14 protein-coding genes are annotated in these 13,567 nt (G+C 70.4%); 6 read left to right on the top strand and 8 right to left on the bottom strand.

The annotated features are described in order from the left end of the window. Positions 1-43: 43 nt before the first annotated feature. The 5 genes from ACFWYS_RS00340 to ACFWYS_RS00320 all read right to left on the bottom strand — a co-directional run bounded on the left by ACFWYS_RS00340 (position 44) and on the right by ACFWYS_RS00320 (position 3,697). On the bottom strand, positions 44-568 hold the full coding sequence (locus ACFWYS_RS00340; RefSeq protein ID WP_384761623.1) for a GNAT family N-acetyltransferase: 525 nt from the start codon (positions 566-568) through the stop codon (positions 44-46). 16 nt (positions 569-584) lie between these two features. After that, on the bottom strand, positions 585-1,244 hold the full coding sequence (locus ACFWYS_RS00335) for a UdgX family uracil-DNA binding protein (protein WP_384761621.1): 660 nt from the start codon (positions 1,242-1,244) through the stop codon (positions 585-587). Between the two features lie 32 nt (positions 1,245-1,276). Next, positions 1,277-2,440 carry an aminofutalosine synthase MqnE gene (gene mqnE / locus ACFWYS_RS00330; RefSeq protein ID WP_384761619.1) on the bottom strand — a complete coding sequence of 388 codons (1,164 nt, stop codon included), beginning with the start codon at positions 2,438-2,440 and terminating at the stop codon, positions 1,277-1,279. Between the two features lie 47 nt (positions 2,441-2,487). Then, on the bottom strand, positions 2,488-2,943 hold the full coding sequence (locus ACFWYS_RS00325; protein WP_272114330.1) for an Lrp/AsnC family transcriptional regulator: 456 nt from the start codon (positions 2,941-2,943) through the stop codon (positions 2,488-2,490). 70 nt (positions 2,944-3,013) lie between these two features. Continuing rightward, the gene (locus ACFWYS_RS00320; protein WP_384761616.1) at positions 3,014-3,697 is read right to left on the bottom strand and encodes a UbiX family flavin prenyltransferase; all 684 of its coding nucleotides are present in this window, start codon (positions 3,695-3,697) and stop codon (positions 3,014-3,016) included. Between the two features lie 91 nt (positions 3,698-3,788). Here ACFWYS_RS00320 and ACFWYS_RS00315 point away from each other — a divergent pair, with 91 nt between their 5' ends. Further along, the gene (locus tag ACFWYS_RS00315) at positions 3,789-4,406 is read left to right on the top strand and encodes a rhomboid family intramembrane serine protease (protein WP_384761614.1); all 618 of its coding nucleotides are present in this window, start codon (positions 3,789-3,791) and stop codon (positions 4,404-4,406) included. An 18-nt stretch (positions 4,407-4,424) separates the two neighbouring features. Here the strand turns inward: ACFWYS_RS00315 and mqnP are convergent, their stop codons facing one another. Then, positions 4,425-5,327, bottom strand: a complete 903-nt coding sequence (mqnP, locus tag ACFWYS_RS00310) for a menaquinone biosynthesis prenyltransferase MqnP (RefSeq protein WP_384761612.1) — start codon at positions 5,325-5,327, stop codon at positions 4,425-4,427. Then, the gene (locus ACFWYS_RS00305; protein WP_369171522.1) at positions 5,324-6,781 is read right to left on the bottom strand and encodes a menaquinone biosynthesis decarboxylase; all 1,458 of its coding nucleotides are present in this window, start codon (positions 6,779-6,781) and stop codon (positions 5,324-5,326) included. Before ACFWYS_RS00305 ends, mqnP begins: the two co-directional genes overlap by 4 nt. 87 nt (positions 6,782-6,868) lie before the next feature. Between ACFWYS_RS00305 and ACFWYS_RS00300 the strand changes: the two genes are divergently transcribed. Next, positions 6,869-7,180, top strand: coding sequence for a PLD nuclease N-terminal domain-containing protein (locus tag ACFWYS_RS00300; protein WP_384761609.1), 312 nt, complete (start codon positions 6,869-6,871; stop codon positions 7,178-7,180). A 15-nt stretch (positions 7,181-7,195) separates the two neighbouring features. Here the strand turns inward: ACFWYS_RS00300 and uvrA are convergent, their stop codons facing one another. After that, positions 7,196-9,694, bottom strand: a complete 2,499-nt coding sequence (gene uvrA, locus ACFWYS_RS00295; RefSeq protein WP_384761607.1) for an excinuclease ABC subunit UvrA — start codon at positions 9,692-9,694, stop codon at positions 7,196-7,198. A 93-nt stretch (positions 9,695-9,787) separates the two neighbouring features. Here uvrA and ACFWYS_RS00290 point away from each other — a divergent pair, with 93 nt between their 5' ends. From ACFWYS_RS00290 to ACFWYS_RS00275, 4 genes are all read left to right on the top strand, one after another. Then, positions 9,788-10,501, top strand: a complete 714-nt coding sequence (locus ACFWYS_RS00290) for a MerR family transcriptional regulator (protein ID WP_384761605.1) — start codon at positions 9,788-9,790, stop codon at positions 10,499-10,501. A gap of 4 nt (positions 10,502-10,505) precedes the next feature. Beyond that, positions 10,506-10,973, top strand: coding sequence for a nucleoside deaminase (locus tag ACFWYS_RS00285; RefSeq protein WP_384761603.1), 468 nt, complete (start codon positions 10,506-10,508; stop codon positions 10,971-10,973). Continuing rightward, positions 10,957-11,931 carry an isopenicillin N synthase family dioxygenase gene (locus ACFWYS_RS00280; RefSeq protein ID WP_384761601.1) on the top strand — a complete coding sequence of 325 codons (975 nt, stop codon included), beginning with the start codon at positions 10,957-10,959 and terminating at the stop codon, positions 11,929-11,931. Before ACFWYS_RS00285 ends, ACFWYS_RS00280 begins: the two co-directional genes overlap by 17 nt. Before the next feature lie 145 nt (positions 11,932-12,076). After that, positions 12,077-13,468: a condensation domain-containing protein gene (locus ACFWYS_RS00275; RefSeq protein WP_384761599.1), complete on the top strand. Its 1,392-nt coding sequence runs from the start codon at positions 12,077-12,079 to the stop codon at positions 13,466-13,468. The last annotated feature ends 99 nt before the right edge of the window (positions 13,469-13,567 follow it).

The following is a 13,567-nucleotide window of genomic DNA, read 5'->3' as shown; positions in this document are numbered from 1 at the left end:
AGCACGGAGGGCCACCGATCTTGCAGGGGGGTTGGCGCAGGGCTCAGTCGAGCGGCAGCAGCATGATCACGTCGTCGCGGTCGTCGCCCGGTGCGAGGCGGATGGCGCTCGGGATGCGGCCGACCTCCTTGTAGCCGCAGGAGCCGTAGAAGCGCTCCAGGCCGAGGCCGCCGCGGCAGGTGAGCCGTATCGCCTCGATGCCGTCGAAGGTGCGGGCCGCCTCCTCGGCGGCGGTCAGCAGGTCGCGGCCGTAGCCCTTGCCCTGGTGCCGGGGGTGCACCATCACCGTGTACAGCCACACCCAGTGCGTCATCAGCCGGTGCGTGTTGAAGGTGAAGAAGGCCGTCGTGACCACGTCACCCGCCTCGTCGTGCCCGACCAGCAGCCGGTTGCGCCCCTCCGCCATCGCCGCGAGGTGCCGCACCAGCTCCGGCCGGACCGCCTCCCGGGTCACGGGCGGCACGAAGCCGACGGCTCCGCCCGCGTTGGAGACATCGGTCCACAGGTCGAGGATGCCGTCGCGCAGGGCGGGGGTGACGGCGGGATCGAGCGTGAAAGTAAGAGGCACCGAGCCATCGTAGCCATTACTCCAGCGCTCGCGCCGCCACCTTCAGATCGGCGACCAGCCCCTCGTACGCCGCCTCCCGGTCCGCGTCGTCGCGCGCCCGCAGCACCGACGACGGATGCACCGTCGCCACCAGCCTCTCCCGCCGGCCGTGCACCTCCCGCTCCAGCACCGCCCCGCGCATCTCCCCGACCCGGAACGACGACCCCAGCAGCGCCTTCCCCGCGCTGGCGCCCAGCAGCACGATCAGCTCCGGCTTCACGACGGCCAGCTCGGCGGCGAGCCAGGGACCGCACGCCGTCATCTCCCGAAGGGACGGTGCCTTGTGGATACGGCGCTTACGGGGTTCGGCCCGGGTGAACTTGAAGTGCTTGACGGCGTTGGTGACATACGCGTCCGCCGGGTCGATACCGGCCTCCGCGAGAGCCCGGTCCAACAGCTTGCCCGCGGGGCCGACGAACGGTCTGCCCTGGCGGTCCTCCTGGTCGCCGGGCTGTTCGCCGACGAGCATGACGCGGGCGTCGGCCGTGCCCTCGCCGAACACGGTCCGGGTCGCGTCCCGGTGCAGGGGGCAGCCACGGCAGTCGGCGGCGGCGCGACGCAGCGAGGGCAGACCGGCACGAGAGGGGACGAAGGGTTCCGCGGTGTAGGCGTCCTCGGGCGCTCGGGTGGTCACCATGGAGGCCGAGTACCCGCCATGAGCCGGTGCGCTCAGAGGCGCATGGGCTGCGGGGACTCCCGGCGCAGCGGGTCCGGGCCGTCGTAGTCCCGGATCACCTCGTACCGCGTGTTCCGCTCCACCGGCCGGAACCCGGCGTCCCGGATCAGGTCCAGCAGGTCCTCGCGGGTCAGCTTGTTCGGGGTGCCGTAGTTGTCCGCGTCGTGGGTGATCTTGTACTCGACGACCGAGCCGTCCATGTCGTCGGCGCCGTGCTGGAGGGCCAGCTGGGCGGTCTGAACGCCGTGCATGACCCAGAAGACCTTGACGTGCGGGACGTTGTCGAAGAGCAGACGGGAGACCGCGAAGGTCTTCAGGGCCTCCGCGCCGGTGGCCATCTGGGTGCGGGCCTGGAGGCGGTTGCGTACCTTGCCGTCCTTCATGTCCACGAAGTCGTGCTGGTAGCGCAGCGGGATGAAGACCTGGAAGCCACCGGTCTCGTCCTGGAGTTCACGCAGGCGCAGGACGTGGTCGACGCGGTGACGCGGCTCCTCGATGTGGCCGTACAGCATGGTGCACGGGGTCTTCAGACCCTTCTCGTGCGCCAGCCGGTGAATACGGGACCAGTCCTCCCAATGCGTCCGGTGGTCCACGATGTGCTGGCGGACCTCCCAGTCGAAGATCTCCGCACCGCCGCCGGTCAGCGACTCCAGGCCCGCGTCGATCAGCTCGTCGAGGATCTCCGACGCCGACAGCCCGGAGATCGTCTCGAAGTGGTGGATCTCGGTGGCCGTGAAGGCCTTCAGCGACACGTTCGGCAGGGCGGCCTTCAGCTCCCGCAGCGAGCGCGGGTAGTAGCGCCACGGGAGGTTCGGGTGCAGGCCGTTGACGATGTGCAGCTCGGTGAGGTTCTCGCCCTCCATCGCCTTGGCGAGCTTCACCGCCTCCTCGATGCGCATCGTGTACGCGTCCTTCTCGCCCGGCTTGCGCTGGAAGGAGCAGTACGCGCACGAGGCCGTGCACACGTTGGTCATGTTGAGGTGACGGTTGACGTTGAAGTGGACCACGTCGCCGTTCTTGCGCGTACGCACCTCGTGCGCGAGGCCGCCCAGCCATGCCAGGTCGTCCGACTCGTACAGCGCGATGCCGTCCTCACGGGTCAGCCGCTCACCGGCCCTGACCTTCTCCTCCAGCTCGCGCTTGAGCCCGACGTCCATGCCCACAACCTTTCTACGACAGCCCTGCCAACCGTACGCCTACGCCCCTACACCTCTTCGGGCAGCTCACCCACGCGGTTCTCCCACTTCGTGGAGAGCACGATCGTCGTACGGGTCCGGGACACGCCCTTCGTCCCGCTGAGCCGCCGGATGATCTTCTCCAGCCCGTCCACGTCGGCCGCCCGCACCTTGAGCATGTACGAGTCGTCGCCGGCGATGAACCAGCAGTCCTCGATCTCGGGCAGGTCCTTCAGCCGGCGGGCCACGTCCTCGTGGTCGACCGCGTCGGAGAGGGAGATTCCGATGAGCGCGGTGACGCCGAGGCCGAGCGAGGCGGCGTCGACGGTGGCGCGGTAACCGGTGATGACACCGGCCGCCTCCAGCCGGTTGATGCGGTCGGTGACGCTGGGTCCCGACAGGCCGACAAGGCGTCCCAGCTCCGCGTAGGAGGCCCGGCCGTTCTCCCTCAGGGCCTGGATGAGCTGCCTGTCCACCGCGTCCATGCGATTCGAAGCCTTCCGCTGAAGAGTTCCCGAAGTGAATGAGAGGTACTGCGACTTGCTCAGTTGGCGTTCATGTCGTGCGGGGTCCGCCGCCGAGTTCGCCCTTCCAGCGGCGGTAGAGCCGGTGTTCGACGCCCGCCGCGTCCAGTACGCGTCCGGCGACGAAGTCGACCAGGTCCTGGATATGGGTGGCGCCCGCGTAGAAGGCGGGCGAGGCCGGTACGACGGTCGCTCCCGCGTCGTCCAGTGTCACGAGGTGCCGCAGCGTCTGCCCGCCCAGGGGGGTCTCCCGTATGGCGACGACGAGCTGCCGACCCTCTTTAAGTGTCACGCTCGCCGCCCGCTGGAGCAGGTCCTTGGACAGCCCGAGGGCGACACCGGCGACGCAGGCGGTGGAGGCGGGCACGATCAGCATGCCCTTAGCGGGGTACGACCCGGAGGACGGCCCGGCGGCGAGGTCACCGGCCGCCCAGTACCGCACGCCGCTGACGTCGACGCCGAAGGTCCCGGGCTTGCCGTCGGCGCCCCGGGCGAGCCACTCCCGCAGGTCGTCCTGCCAGTGCGCGTCCCGGAACGGGATGCCCGTCTCATCGAGCAGGGTGAGCCGCGAGGCCCGGCTGACGACCAGGTCGACGGTCTCCCCGGCGGCAAGGAGCGCACGCAGCACGGCGGCGGCGTATGGGGTGCCGGAAGCGCCGGACACCCCTACGATCCAAGGCGTACGTGCCGTCTCTCCTGGCTTGGCTGGGTTCACGACTCCGAGCCTATCCGGCGTCGCGGGGTGGGAACCGACCAAGGGGGGCCAGGCGTTCCCGTTTGGGGACGAGTTGGACGGTGGGGTTGCCATGCGGGGTGTGTGGGGTGCCGAGCGCGACGGGTCGCGGGGTGAGCGCGCGCTGACGGCGGCCAAGCTGATGCTGGGCTGGGTGGCGCTGCTGTGGCTGCTGGAAGTGGCGGATGTGATCAGCGGACACGCGCTGGACGGCTTCGGGATCGTCCCGCGCACCCCGTCCGAGCTGGTGGACGTGGTCCCGGCCGCCTTCATCCACTTCGGCTTCGCCCACGTCGCCGCGAACAGCGTGCCGCTACTGGTCCTCGGCTTCCTGGCCGCGCTCGGCGGCATACGCCGGTTCGCGCTGGTCTGCGCCCTGATCGTCGTCGCCGACGGCCTGGGCGTGTGGCTGATATCGCCGTCCGGCACCAACACCGCGGGTGCCTCCGGCCTGATCTTCGGCCTCTTCGGCTTCCTGCTGGTCACCGGGTTCGTCGAGCGGCGTCCGCTCGGCGTGCTGGCCGGCCTGCTGGTGGCCGCGGTCTGGGGCGGCTCGATCCTGGCGGGCCTCGCCCCGACCCAGTCCGGCGTCAGCTGGCAGGGGCATCTGGTGGGGCTGGTGGCGGGAGTGACGGCGGCGTTCGTGTTCCGCCGCCGCAGGACCTCCTCGGGTCAGGAACTCATCGCCTAGAGCCCCGCTCCGTATCCGTCAGACGCTGAGCCCGCGCACCAGCAGATCCAGCAGCGCACACACGAACAGGGCGATCCCGATGAACCCGTTGACGCTGAAGAACGCCCTGTTGACGCGGGACAGGTCGTGCGGGCGGACGATCGAGTGCTCGTAGAGGAACGCGGCGGCCACGATCAGCAGGCCCAGCCAGAAGAAGGCGCCCGCGTCCGTGGCCAGGGCGTACCAGACGAACAGGGCCGTGGTGACCGTGTGGCAGACCCGCGCGCCCCAGATCGCCGCCGGGATGCCGAAGCGGGCCGGGACCGACATGACGCCGATCTCACGGTCGGTGTCGACGTCCTGGCAGGCGTAGATCAGGTCGAAGCCGCCGATCCAGACGCCGACGGCGAGGCCGAGGATCACCGCGTCCCAGGACCAGGTGCCGGTGACGGCCAGCCAGCCGCCGACCGGGCCCATCGCCTGGGCGAGACCCAGGATGGCCTGGGGGAAGTTCGTGAACCGCTTGCCGTAGGGGTAGACCACCATCGGGATCACGGCGATGGGGGCGAGGGCCAGGCACAGGGGGTTCAGCAGGGCCGCCGAGCCCAGGAAGATCACCAGGGCGATCAGCGCGCCGGTCCAGGCGTGGCGGACCGACATCGCGCCGGTGACCAGCTCGCGGTGCGCCGTCCGGGGGTTTCGCGCGTCGATCTCACGGTCGATGATCCGGTTGACCGCCATCGCGAAGGTGCGCAGGCCGACCATGCAGATCGTCACAAGGAGCAGCCGCCCCCAGTGGATGTTCCTGTCCCACTGGAACATCGCGGAGAGCGCGGCGATGTACGCGAAGGGCAGCGCGAACACCGAGTGCTCGATCATGACCAGGCGGAGGAACGCCTTCGTGCGTCCTGGCTGCGGAATCGCCGCGGAGGCGCTGCTCACAGTCCGTACTCCTTCCACCGGCGGTCGACCTTCGCCGCCGTCTCGGGGTCGGACTCCACCATGTCCGGCCAGCCGCCGTCGCGGGTGTAGCCCTCCTCGGGCCACTTCTTCGTCGCGTCGATCCCGGCCTTGCCGCCCCAGAACTGCTGGTAGGAGGCGTGGTCGAGATGGTCGACGGGGCCTTCGACGACCGTGAGGTCACGGGCGTAGTCGGTGTTGCCGAGCGCCCGCCAGGAGACCTCGTGCAGATCGTGGACGTCGCAGTCGGAGTCGACGACCACGATCAGCTTGGTCAGGGACATCATGTGGGCGCCCCAGATCGCGTGCATCGTCTTCTGGGCGTGCTTGGGGTACTTCTTGTCGATCGAGACGATCGCGCAGTTGTGGAAGCCGCCGGATTCCGGCAGGTGGTAGTCCACGATGTCCGGGACGATGATCTTCAGCAGGGGGAGGAAGAAGCGTTCCGTCGCACGGCCCAGGGGTCCGTCCTCCGTCGGAGGCCTGCCTACGACGATCGACTGGAGGAGCGGTCGGCGGCGCATCGTCACGCAGTCGATCTTCAGGGCCGGGAACGGCTCCTGCGGGGTGTAGAAGCCGGTGTGGTCGCCGAACGGGCCCTCCGGCAGCATCTCGCCGGGCTCCAGCCACCCCTCCAGCACGACCTCCGCCTGCGCCGGGACCTGGAGCGGGACGGTCTTGCAGTCGACCATCTCGATCCGCTTGCCCGCGACGAAGCCGGCGAACAGGTACTCGTCGATGTCACCGGGAAGCGGGGCGGTGGAGGCGTACGTCACGGCGGGCGGACATCCGAAGGCGATCGCGACCGGCAGCCGCTCGCCCCTCCTGGCCGCCACCTGGTAGTGGTTCCGGCTGTCCTTGTGGATCTGCCAGTGCATGCCGATGGTGCGCTTGTCGTGGCGCTGGAGGCGGTACAGGCCCAGATTGCGTACGCCGCTCTCCGGGTCCTTGGTGTGGGTGAGCCCCAGGTTGAAGAAGGAGCCGCCGTCCTTGGGCCAGGTGAACAGGGCCGGGAGCCGGTCGAGGTCCACCTCGTCGCCGTGCAGCACGACCTCCTGCACGGGCGCGCTGTCCGACTTCACCTTCTTCGGCGGCACGTGCGTCATGGCGCCGAGCTTGCCGAAGGCCTCGCGGACGCCGACGAAGCCGTGCGGCAGCTCGGGCTTCAGCAGCCCGCCGATCTTGTCGGAGATGTCGCCGTACGACTTCAGGCCGAGGGCCTTGAGCAGCCGTCGGTCGGTGCCGAAGACGTTCATCGCGAGGGGCATCGAGGAGCCCTTCACGTTCTCGAAGAGCAGTGCCGGGCCGCCGGACTTCTGTACCCGGTCGACGATCTCCCCGACCTCCAGATACGGATCGACCTCGGCCTTGACGCGCTTGAGGTCGCCCTCGCGCTCCAGTGCCCTGAGCAGGGAACGAAGATCGTCGTAAGCCATGGGGTCAAGTATCCCCGAGCGGCTACCCTGGCCCTGAACCCGGGGGCGTGCCCCCGGCACCGACGACCGTTTCGCTGGAGAGGGCCCATGCTCCGGGTGCTGATGTTCCTTGTGCCACTGGCGCTGAGCGTGTACGCGTTCATCGACTGCATCAGCACGAAGGACGAGGACATCCGCCACATGCCGAAGCCGCTGTGGGCGATCCTCGTGCTGCTGTTCCCGCTCGTCGGCTCGATCTCCTGGCTGATCGCCGGCAAGAAGCGCAGCCCGGCCGCCGAGGGCTGGTCCGGCGTACGGGACCGCCGGACCGACCGTCAGCAGTGGGTGGCCCCCGACGACAACCCCGACTTCCTGAAGTCGCTGGACGAGGACGACGACAAGAAGGACGACGGCAAGTAGCAGGGCCCGGCCCTCTCATCCCGTCGGCGGCCCCTCCGCCACCAGCTTCCCCCCGCCCGCTCCACCCTCCGGCCCCAGGTCGATCAGCCAGTCCGAGGCGTGGGCGACATCGAGGTTGTGCTCGATGGTGATGACCGAGTGGCCGGTGTCGACCAGGCGTTGGAGTACGGCCAGGAGGCGGGCGGTGTCGGCCGAGTGGAGGCCGGTGGTGGGCTCGTCCAGGAGGTAGAGGGTGCTGCCCGCGGCCTTGCGGCCCAGTTCCTTCGCCAGTTTCAGGCGCTGGGCCTCGCCGCCGGAGAGGGTCGGGGCCGGCTGGCCCAGCGGGAGGTAGCCGAGGCCGACGTCGGACAGGCGGCGCAGCCGGGCCGTGATCGACGGGACGCCGGTGAAGATCGCCAGGGCCTCGTCGACCGTGGCGTCCAGCACCTCGGCGATGTCGTGCCCGTCGTGCCGCACCGCCAGCACCTCGGGCCTGAAGCGCCGGCCGCGGCAGCCCGGGCACCTCACCTCCACCGGCGGCAGGAAGTGCATGTGGACCGACAGCACACCGGCGCCCTCGCAGCGCTCGCAGCGGCCGCCGGGGACGTTGAAGGAGAAGGCGCCGGGAGTCAGCCGTCCTCCGGAACGGGCCGCGAACGCCTCCCGGATCGGCGTGAACACATCCGAGTACGTCGCCGCGTTCGAGCGCGGCAGCCGGCTGATCGGCTCCTGGTCGATGGCCACCACCTTGCCCAGGTGCTCCCAGCCGTCGATCCCGTCGTGCTCGCCGGGCCGGTCCCCGGCGCCGTGGAAGCGCCTGCGCGCGGCCCGGCCCAGGATGTCCAGGAGCAGGGTCGACTTGCCCGATCCGGACGGGCCGGTGACGGTGACCAGACGGCCGAGCGGTATCCGTACGGTGAGGTCCTTGAGGTTGTGCGCACGCGCCCCGCGGATCACCAGCGCCCGGTCGCCGTCCCCGCGCCGCCGTGACGCCGGCGCCGACAGCCGGCCCGACAGATACGCTCCCGTCACCGAGCCCACGGCACCCGTGTCCGGGCCCACGGCACCCTCGACCGCCTCCGCCGCCCCGGCCCGCGCCACCTCCTGAGGTGTCCCCTGGGCCACGATCCGCCCGCCGGCCCGGCCCGCGCCCGGGCCGACGTCCACCACATGGTCGGCCGCCCGCAGCACGTCCAGGTCGTGCTCGATCACCAGCACCGTGTTGCCCAGATCCCGAAGCCTGCGCAGTACGTCGACCAGGCGGGCGGTGTCGGTGGGATGGAGTCCCATGGTCGGCTCGTCCAGGACGTAGAGCACCCCGGTGAGGCCGGAGCCCAGCAGCGCGGCCAGCCGCAGCCGTTGCGACTCGCCCGCGGAGAGGCTCGGCGTGGGCTGTTCCAGGGTCAGATAGCCGACGCCGACGTCGACCAGCCGTCGTACCCGCTCCACCAGGTCGGCGACGACCGGCTCCACGAACAGCCACTCGTCCGGGGAGACCCGCTCGCGCAACCCGCCCAGCCAGTCGGCGAGTTCGTCGAGGGAGGTGTGGGCGGCCTCGACGATGGTCAGGCCGTGCACGGTGACCGCCCGGCTCTCCGCCCGCAGCCGGGCGCCCCGGCACTCCCCGCAGACCTCCTTCACCAGCGCCTGCTTCTCGGTGCGCTCCCGGTACTCGGTGTCCTCGATGCGCTCGGCGTAGCGCCGCAGCACCGCGGTGGCGACGCCCTCGAAGCGTCCTGCGGTGACAGTGGCGGGCGGTTCGGTGTCCGGGAAGTGGCGGCGGAACTCTGGGCTTTCGACGCCGTGGAGCAGCAAGTCGCGTTCCGTGGAGGTGAGTTGGTCCAGCGGGAGTTCCGCGTCGAAGGTGAAGCCGTAGTACCGGGCGGCCGCCGACAGCAGCTGCACATTGCGCTCGACGGCCCGGGGATGCCAGCCCAGTACGGCGCCGTCGACGACCGAGCGCGCGCCGTCGACCAGGCGGCTCACGTCCGCCCGGATCACCTCGCCGCGGCCGGTGCAGGCCGGGCAGGCGCCGGCGGGCTTGTTGAAGGAGAAGGAGCCCATCACCAGCTCGGGAACGGGGGTGCCGCAGTGCGGGCAGGGGGCCTGTTCGCCCTCGGTGTCCTCGTCGTCGTAGCCGTACTCGTACGTGTGCGACGGCGGGACGTCCTTCCCGCAGCCGGGACACCGCCGTACCCCGATCCTCGACCACAGCAGCCGCAGATAGGTGAAGACCTCGGTGACCGTGCCGACGGTGGAGCGGGGACTGCGGTTGGTGAGGTGCTGGTCGACGCTGATGGACGGGGACAGGCCGGTGATGGAGTCCACGGAGGGGCGGCTGACGAGGCCGGTGACCATGCCCAGCGACTCCATGTACTGCCGCTGGCCCTCCCGGTGGAGGGTGTCGAAGGCGAGGGTGGACTTGCCGGAACCGGAGAGGCCGGTCATGACGACCAGCTTGTTCTTGGGGATCGCGAGGGTGACGTTGTCGAGGTTGTGCAGACGGGCGCCGGTGATGCGGATGAAGTCCTCCATGCCTTCAAGTTTTCCATTGAAGTCATTGTTGGGACTTTGGCCGCGTTCTCCCCAGGTGATGCGGGAAGGGATGCCGTGTAACCTTCAAGTCCCGTGAGGAACGAAGACGAGCGGCTGTGGCCCGTCGACCTGGCCCGGCTCGCCGGGATCTCGACGCAGCAGGTCCGCAACTACGAGGAGGCGGGCGTCCTGCCGCCGGCCGCGCGCACCGCCTCCGGGTACCGGGCCTTCACGGCCGTGCACCGGCGGGCGCTGCTGGCGTACCGCGCGCTGCTGCGCGGCTTCGGGCCGGTCACGGCGACCGGGATCATGCGGGCCGTGCACGCCGGTGACATCCCGGCCGCACTCGCCCTCGTCGACGCCGCGCACGCCGCGCTGCACGAGGAGCGGACGGCGCTGCGGGCGACCAGCGCGGCCCTGGAGACGCTGACCGAGGGGCCGCCGGACGAGCTGCCGCGCTCCGGGCTGCGGATCGGCGAGGTGGCGGCCCTGCTCGGGGTACGGACGTCGGCTTTGCGGGTCTGGGAGGCGGCCGGGCTGATCGCGCCGGAGCGGGAGCGGGTCACGGGGTATCGCGTGTACCGGCCCGTCGACGTCCGTGACGCGCGCCTGATCCACACCCTGCGCCGCAGCCACTACCTCCTGGACCAGATCCGTCCGGTCCTCGACGGTCTGCGCCGGGAGGGCAGCAGCGAGGCCCTGCGGGCGGCGATCGCGACACGGGGCGAAATGCTCACGGCCCGCACCCGGGCGATGCTGTCCGGCGCGGGTCGCCTGGACGACTACCTGGAGGGCACCGGAGAGTAAGGGCATGGAGCTCTTGGATCAGGAGACCGCGCGTGCCTGGCTCGGCACCGCCGTCGACGAGGCACGGGCCGGGCTCGGCGAGGGCGGCATCCCGATCGGCGCCGCGCTGTACGGCCCCGACGGGGCCCTCCTCGGCCGCGGACACAACCGGCGCGTCCAGGACGGCGACCCGTCCACGCACGCGGAGACGGCGGCCTTCCGGGCGGCGGGGCGGCAGCGGTCGTACCGGGGTACGACCATGGTGACCACGCTCTCGCCATGCTGGTACTGCTCCGGTCTGGTCCGGCAGTTCGGGATCTCCCGGGTGGTGATCGGGGAGGCGGTCACCTTTCACGGCGGGCACGACTGGCTGGCCGAGCACGGTGTGCGGATCGTGCTCCTGGACGATCCCGAGTGCGTCGGGATGATGCGCGACTTCATCGAGAACAATCCGGCACTGTGGAACGAGGACATCGGTGACATCGGTGAGTAATCCACGAATCCCCACGATCGACCTGCGCCCCTGGCGCGACGGTGACACCGAGGCCCGCCGGGCCATCGCCCGTACCGTCGACGAGGCGCTCCAGACCGCCGGATTCCTCCTGGTCACCGGGCACGGCGTGGACCCGTCCCTGCGGGCCCGCATCCGTACGGCCGCCCGCGCCTTCTTCACGCTCCCCGTCGAGGTCAAGCAGGCGTACGAGGCGAAGGTCGGCGGTCGCGGCTGGCTCGGCCCGGGTGCCGAGGCCAACGGGTACGCGGAGGGCACCGAGACCCCGCCGGACCTGAAGGAGTCGCTCACCTTCGCGACGCACGAGCCGTTCGAGGACCCGGCGATCAACGCCGAGTGGTACGCGCCGAACGTCTGGCCGGCCGAGACACCCGAACTCCGGTCGCTGTGCGAGGAGTACCTCGCGCGGATGGGTGAGCTGGAGAACCAGTTGCTCTCCCTGCTCGGCGAGGCCCTCGGTCTCGAACCCGACTTCTTCTCACGGCACATGGACCATCCGACGTACGGCTTCAACATCAACTGGTATCCGGGGGCGGAGCTGATCGGTGCGCCGGAGCCCGGGCAGTTCCGTATCGGTCCGCACACCGACTTCGGCACGGTGACGATCCTCGACCGGCAGGCGGGGAAGGGCGGGCTGCAGGTCTACACGGACGAGGGCGGATGGGAGGACGCGCCCTTCGACCCGGAGGCGTTCACCATCAACATCGGGGATCTGATGGCCCGTTGGACGGGTGACCGGTGGCGGTCGGGGCGGCACCGGGTGCTGCCGCCGCCCGCGGACGCGCCGGCCGAGGAGCTGATGTCCCTCGTCTACTTCGGGGAGTGCACGCCCGGCACGCGTGTGGAGTCCGTGCCGGCTCCGGTGGGGCGGGTGGCGTACGAGCCGGTCGACTCGCATGTGTATCTGCGTCAGAAGCTGGACTCGATCACCGTCGACTGATCGCTGTCCACTGGTCACCGTTGCCTGATCGCCGTCGTCCGGGCGCGGTCGGCCGCTCTCGGCGAACCGTTTCTGAGCAAGGGTTGCCTCGTTGGGCGAGATACCACCCTTTCGGGTGTGTCCCCCGCCGCGAATGGAGCCACCCGTGCGAATCACCGACATCCAGCGCTGCGAGGTCCGGCCCGGACGCCTCGTCGAGTGGACGCTCAGCGCGGCGACCGTCGCGGCGGCAGCCGGTCTGCCGGAGGATACGAGGCCGCCCGCGTACAACCAGGAGTCGCACTTCAGGACCGCCCGGTCCATGCGTGAGGACGGCCTGTCCGCACCGACCTGGATCGGCACCGCCTTCGACATCCCGGGCCGGGCCGATCTCGACGCGCTGGAGGAGGCGTTGCGCGGCTGGACACTGCGGCACGAGACGCTGCGCAGCGGCTTCCGCTGGTCCGGCGAGCCGGGCGACGAAATGCGCCGGTTCACGCTCGACGCCGACGCCGTGTCCCTGCAGCGTGCCGAGGTCGGCGACTTCACCGATCAGGCCGCCCTGGTCCGGCACCTCCTGGACCGCTTCGACACCACGGCGGACGCCCTGTGCTGGCCCAACCTCATCTACACGGCCGTCGTCCGGGACGACTCGACCAGCGTGTACCTGGCCTTCGACCACAGCAACGTCGACGCCCACTCCATCTACCGGATCCCCGCCGAGATCGGCGAGCTCTACGCTGCGGGTGTCGCGGGCCGGACCATGGAGCTCGCGCCGACCGGAAGTTACGTCGACTTCTGCGAGATCGAGCGGACGGACGCCGACCGGATCGACGAGAGCCACGACATCGTCGCCCACTGGCGGGAGTTCATCGGCCGCTGCGACGGGCGGCCGCCGGCCTTCCCCCTCGACCTCGGCCTGGACCCCGACGGCCCGCTGCCCATCCAGAGGCTCATGCGCGAGCGGCTCACGGACCCGGACGCCGCCGCCGCGTTCGAGACGTACTGCCGTCCCTACGGCGGCAGCGCGGTCGGCGTCCTGGCCGCCACCGCCCTCGTCGTCCACGAGATCGGCGGAGAGCCCGTCTACCGCACCATCGTGCCCCTGCACACCCGGGTGAAGTCCCGCTGGTCGGACTCCGTGGGCTGGTACGTGGGCGGTGCCCCCGTCGAGATCCCCATGACCGAGGTCCACGACCTGCCCAGCGCCCTGCGCACGGTGCGCGCCGCGCTGCACGCCAACCGGCACATGGCCCGCATGCCGCTGCCCCGGGTGCTCCAGCTGCTCGGCGCGGACTTCCGCCCGACGTCACCCGACCTGTACTCGACCGTCTCCTATGTCGACACCCGGAGCGTCCCCGGATCCGGACGCTGGGCCGAGCAGAAGGCGTACGGGCTGATCAGGGTGTCGTACGGCGACCAGGTGTGCGCCTGGGTCACCCGGCTCCACGAGGGCCTGTGGTTCGCGGGCCGCTACCCGGACACCGACATCGCGTACAAGAACATGCGGCTCTACGTCGAACGGCTGCGGGACATCATCGTCTCGACCCTTCCGTAAGCGCACCGACCGTTTCGTAAGCACGCCGACAGTTTCGTAACCCAACGGACACCACGCGATCTAGTCCGAACCAAGTCCCCCTCCTTACCCTTGAGTTGA

This window comes from Streptomyces sp. NPDC059010 (assembly GCF_042740355.1).
GTDB lineage: Bacteria > Actinomycetota > Actinomycetes > Streptomycetales > Streptomycetaceae > Streptomyces.
The sequence above is the reverse complement of the archived record's forward strand: the minus strand, read 5'-3'. Positions and strand labels throughout refer to the sequence as shown.

What these genes read in the sequence shown, in the direction of transcription:
- ACFWYS_RS00325 (WP_272114330.1), bottom strand. Translation starts at nt 2,943, where the DNA reads ATGGACGCGGTGGACAGGCAGCTCATCCAGGCCCTGAGGGAGAACGGC.
- mqnE (WP_384761619.1), bottom strand. Translation starts at nt 2,440, where the DNA reads ATGGACGTCGGGCTCAAGCGCGAGCTGGAGGAGAAGGTCAGGGCCGGT.
- ACFWYS_RS00305 (WP_369171522.1), bottom strand. Translation starts at nt 6,781, where the DNA reads ATGGCTTACGACGATCTTCGTTCCCTGCTCAGGGCACTGGAGCGCGAG.
- ACFWYS_RS00315 (WP_384761614.1), top strand. Translation starts at nt 3,789, where the DNA reads ATGCGGGGTGTGTGGGGTGCCGAGCGCGACGGGTCGCGGGGTGAGCGC.
- ACFWYS_RS00285 (WP_384761603.1), top strand. Translation starts at nt 10,506, where the DNA reads ATGGAGCTCTTGGATCAGGAGACCGCGCGTGCCTGGCTCGGCACCGCC.
- ACFWYS_RS00300 (WP_384761609.1), top strand. Translation starts at nt 6,869, where the DNA reads ATGCTCCGGGTGCTGATGTTCCTTGTGCCACTGGCGCTGAGCGTGTAC.
- uvrA (WP_384761607.1), bottom strand. Translation starts at nt 9,694, where the DNA reads ATGGAGGACTTCATCCGCATCACCGGCGCCCGTCTGCACAACCTCGAC.
- ACFWYS_RS00335 (WP_384761621.1), bottom strand. Translation starts at nt 1,244, where the DNA reads ATGGTGACCACCCGAGCGCCCGAGGACGCCTACACCGCGGAACCCTTC.